The sequence below is a fragment of the Clostridia bacterium genome (genome assembly GCA_014360065.1).
Lineage (GTDB): Bacteria > Bacillota > DSM-521 > Neomoorellales > JACIYF01 > JACIYF01.
The window spans coordinates 1-3,702 of record JACIYF010000181.1; the positions used below are offsets into that span (position 1 = coordinate 1).

Genomic DNA, 3,702 nt, shown 5'->3' on the forward strand with positions numbered 1-3,702 from the left:
GACATACCCTCTTTTTCACCCCGGCCGCACAACTTCAAGCCCCAGACTTACTCAAACCTTGTCTCCTACCCCATGACCACCTCCTCAACGAGACGATTTTCGCTCACTGCGTTCCATTATCATCATTGATTCGGAAGGACCTCGTAGTGGTAGCAGAGAAAACAAAAGCAGCCAGCCGTAACTGAAAGTTACAACTGGCTGCTTACCTACTGCCCCTTCCGGTCTTACGCCGGAATGCCGTAGATACCTCAGTTGTGCTGGAAACCCTCAGGCTCCCGTCAGCGTCATCCTAAAATATGCAATTTAGTCGCGTTAATATACCATGGGCTATTTTCTTGGTATTTTATTCGTCAAGATCTTGAAGAATCCTTCTACAAGCAGAAAATTTTTTTAGGGAGCTAAACCCTTAAACCCATGGGCTACAAACTGCACCCATTTTTCACGGGCGGCTAACGCTATATTTTGTGATATCAACCGGAGCCATCCTGACCCTTTTATATTTTTCCGAACGGGGCAGGGGAGCGGTAGCGTCAAAACCAACCTTGGCGGTAATGCCGTTATCGCTGACAGGGTTTAATTCGTGGCCAAAGGCCTTGGTCACCAGGACGATATCCTCGGCCGGATTGAAGCGGGTGGCCATGGCCCATTCCACATCTTCGGGGTTATAAATATCCACGTCCTCATCGACAACTGTCACCTGCTTCAGGGAAGGAAAGGCGGCCAGGGTGGCCAGGATGGCGTTTCGCTGGCTGCCTTCGTAGACTTTCTTCATCTGCACTACGGCGTGGTAAAACCCGCAGCCTCCGGGGGTCAGATAAACCGCCTTCACCCCGGGCACCTGGCGGGAAACCAGATTGTAGATGTTGGCCTCGCCCATGATCCCCACGGAATTGTGGACTTCCTTGCCGGGTATGAGGGTTTGAAACACCGGTGATTTCCGGTGGGAAATCGATTTCACCCGCACCAGCCACCGCCTGTCCCGTTCGCCGTAGTAGCCGGTTACTTCCCCGAAGGGCCCTTCCTTTTCCCTGACCCCGGGAAGGATTTCCCCCTCGATGATGAACTGGGCGTTGGCCACGCCTTCCACTTCCACGGTCCGGGAAGAAACCAGTTCCAGGGGGCGACCCAGGAGGGCGCTGGCGATCCCGAGCTCGTCCCTGTCAATGGGCGCCGCCGCAGACGGGACCACCGCGGCCAGGTAGACCGCCGGGTCCACGCCGTTGTTGATGGTGATGGGAAGCGGCTTTCCTTTGCGTTCCGCCCGCTCGTAGTAATCGCGCAGGTGCCGGCCGGCGTCCATGAGCATGGTCAGGCGGTCGGGACCGGTAACCATGAGCCTGTTTACGGAAGCGTTGCGGATGCCGGTGTCCGGGTCTTTGGCAATAACCACGCTGCAGGAAAAGTAGGGGCCTCCGTCTTCCAGCGCATGCACGGGTACGGGCAGCCTGGATAAGTCGGGATGCTCCATCACTACCTCGCTGGCCGGGGCTTTGTCAACCACCACCGGAGGAACCGGGTTTTCTTGCCAGGAAGCTACGGCTTCGGAGATCAAAAAGGGCAGCCTTTCGGCTTCGCAGCCGAAAATGCCGGCCAGCAGCTTTCGATTCCAGTACAGGCCCGCCAGCACCGGGCAGAACCCGCCTTCCACGCTCTCGAATAAAACCGCTTCCCGGCCTTCAAAATGCTTGGCGATCCCGGCTAGCTCATACTTGAGGGATACGGTGCTTTGAATTCTGACCAACCAACCTTGCTGCTCAAGAAAACGGATGCAGGCTCCAAGGTCAAATCCTTCGGTTTTTACCAGAGGAACCCGGCTCATCTCGACTCGCTCCTTTTAGGGACTGAAAGATTATCCTCATTAACCCACCGTATAGCCAACTGAAAAGCAACCCACGCAGAGCAGGAATGGCAACACGCATGTTGCCGGCTCACGGTCACTCGCAATCCTGTATAAATAGCGTAGGCCATCTTGAAAACCAATAGGTCTTCCTCTGAAATGCCCTTGTCAAGATATCCAATTCTAAGATGCAAATTTAATTCGGCACGAGCGGAGAGAAGTCCTGCTTTTTGGATGTGCCTGAAAGTCGGTGGCTTGATATGTGGAAAGACACCATACCGGTTGCGTGCTACTGCGAAGGGTTACCTCTACCAGAAGCTTTTGTCAATACTCCAAACCCACTCTTGAGCTTCCAGAAAATTATGCGAGGTCTTTTCGACCCTTGCTAAGCATGAAAGCGGTTTCCTTCGGCCTTGCCGGGGTTATTGAAGTACAATGATGAGGATCTAATTTTCACTTGGGCTTCCCAGGAAATCTCGGAGAACAACCACCTGTAACCCGTCAACCTCCGGGGGCAGGCCGGCATCGTTGGTGAGAAACACGCCAGCTCCCTTTTCCAGAGCGGTGGCGATCTGCAGGGCATCGGGGGTGCGTATCCGGTGCCGGGCGCGGACCTCAGCGCAGCGGAGCGCCGTCTGCAGGGTGAAAGGGGTAATCTCCAGGTTCGGGTACGAAGAAAGAAGCAGTGTATACTCCTCGCAGACATCCTCAAGCCCCAGGGATTTCGGCCTTACCAGTATTTCGGCAACCGTCAGCACTGAGGTAACGGCGCGGAAGCGTCCTTGTTCCAGCGGAAGAAATACGTCTTCTTTCAGCTCCTCAGCCCACAGCCCGCCTTCCAGGTAGTAGATAAAGCAGTTGGTGTCGATGGCAACCACCTCGTGGCCGGCAAGCACCTGGTTCAGCCTTCCCACGAATCTCTTTCCTTTCGTACGTAGGCATCGGGATCCACGCCCTGCCAGATGCTCTTGTGCAGGCCCATGAGGCGGTGCGCATAGCTTTTCGGCTTGGGCACTATGGTGATGGCGTTCCCGCTCTTGGCTACCAGCACCTCATCTCCTTCGGAGAGGCCGGCGGCCTTCCTGATTTTGGCCGGTATTACCATCTGGCACCGGGAGCCGAGCCTGGTGGTCTCTATTATTATGTCGGACATATTTTATGACCCTCCAACATTAAAAGATCTCCTCATACATCTTATCACTTTTCGCCATCAGCGACAAGCCGATATTTAGATGCTTTGCGCTTCACCACGTCCGGCCCGAGCTTCCTCGCTATCTCCCGGGGGTGGCCGGCCCCACCCCCCTGATGAAGCCGGAAAGGAAGGATGCGACCTCCTCCTCGGTCGCAGGCATGTGCTTCTCCCAGGTCTAGCCTCGATCTGGAGCCCGTACGCCTGTGTTCCACTCAGCGTCCCAAGACCGAAACCTCGTCGCCCTCCATGACGCCGACAAAGCGCCGGTGACCGTGACCGGCTCTCGTTCCTGCCCTCGGGCATGATGGAAAGGGCGCTCCAGCCGTCAGAGGGCAAGTGGAATACTACCTTCCTCACCAAGCCTCAGACGAACACAGGGGAGAGGAAACCCGTGGCGGCAGACTGCAAGATTTACCACCTCCTAAGAACAGAAAAACCCGTGCACTGCACGGCCAGACTGAACGAAACTATTCTGTTATCAAGCCAAAAAGCGAAGAATGGTAGTCAAATGCGGTCAACAGGGACGCCAATTGAATGTCCCCCACCTAACACCAAGGAAACTGTCGGCTTGGACATGCTAGCTATCATTTCCGCTATGGCAAGCCCAGCTTCGACGTCCCCTCCTACTGTGTTGAGTACTATGAGAACGCCTTCGATTTTAGGATTCTGTTCA

At 55.2% G+C, this 3,702-nt stretch carries 3 protein-coding genes and 1 pseudogene; all 4 read right to left on the reverse strand.

Going from position 1 to position 3,702, the window contains the following annotated elements; all coding sequences use genetic code 11:
- Nucleotides 1-439: 439 nt before the first annotated feature.
- Complete coding sequence (locus tag H5U02_14535) at nucleotides 440-1,819, reverse strand: UbiD family decarboxylase (protein ID MBC7343640.1); 1,380 nt, start codon at nucleotides 1,817-1,819, stop codon at nucleotides 440-442.
- 464 nt (nucleotides 1,820-2,283) lie between these two features.
- Complete coding sequence (locus H5U02_14540; protein ID MBC7343641.1) at nucleotides 2,284-2,751, reverse strand: PIN domain-containing protein; 468 nt, start codon at nucleotides 2,749-2,751, stop codon at nucleotides 2,284-2,286.
- Nucleotides 2,739-2,990: an AbrB/MazE/SpoVT family DNA-binding domain-containing protein gene (locus H5U02_14545; protein MBC7343642.1), complete on the reverse strand. Its 252-nt coding sequence runs from the start codon at nucleotides 2,988-2,990 to the stop codon at nucleotides 2,739-2,741. Before H5U02_14545 ends, H5U02_14540 begins: the two co-directional genes overlap by 13 nt.
- Nucleotides 2,991-3,545: 555 nt before the next feature.
- Nucleotides 3,546-3,702 (reverse strand): annotated as a pseudogene (locus H5U02_14550) (ATP-dependent Clp protease proteolytic subunit).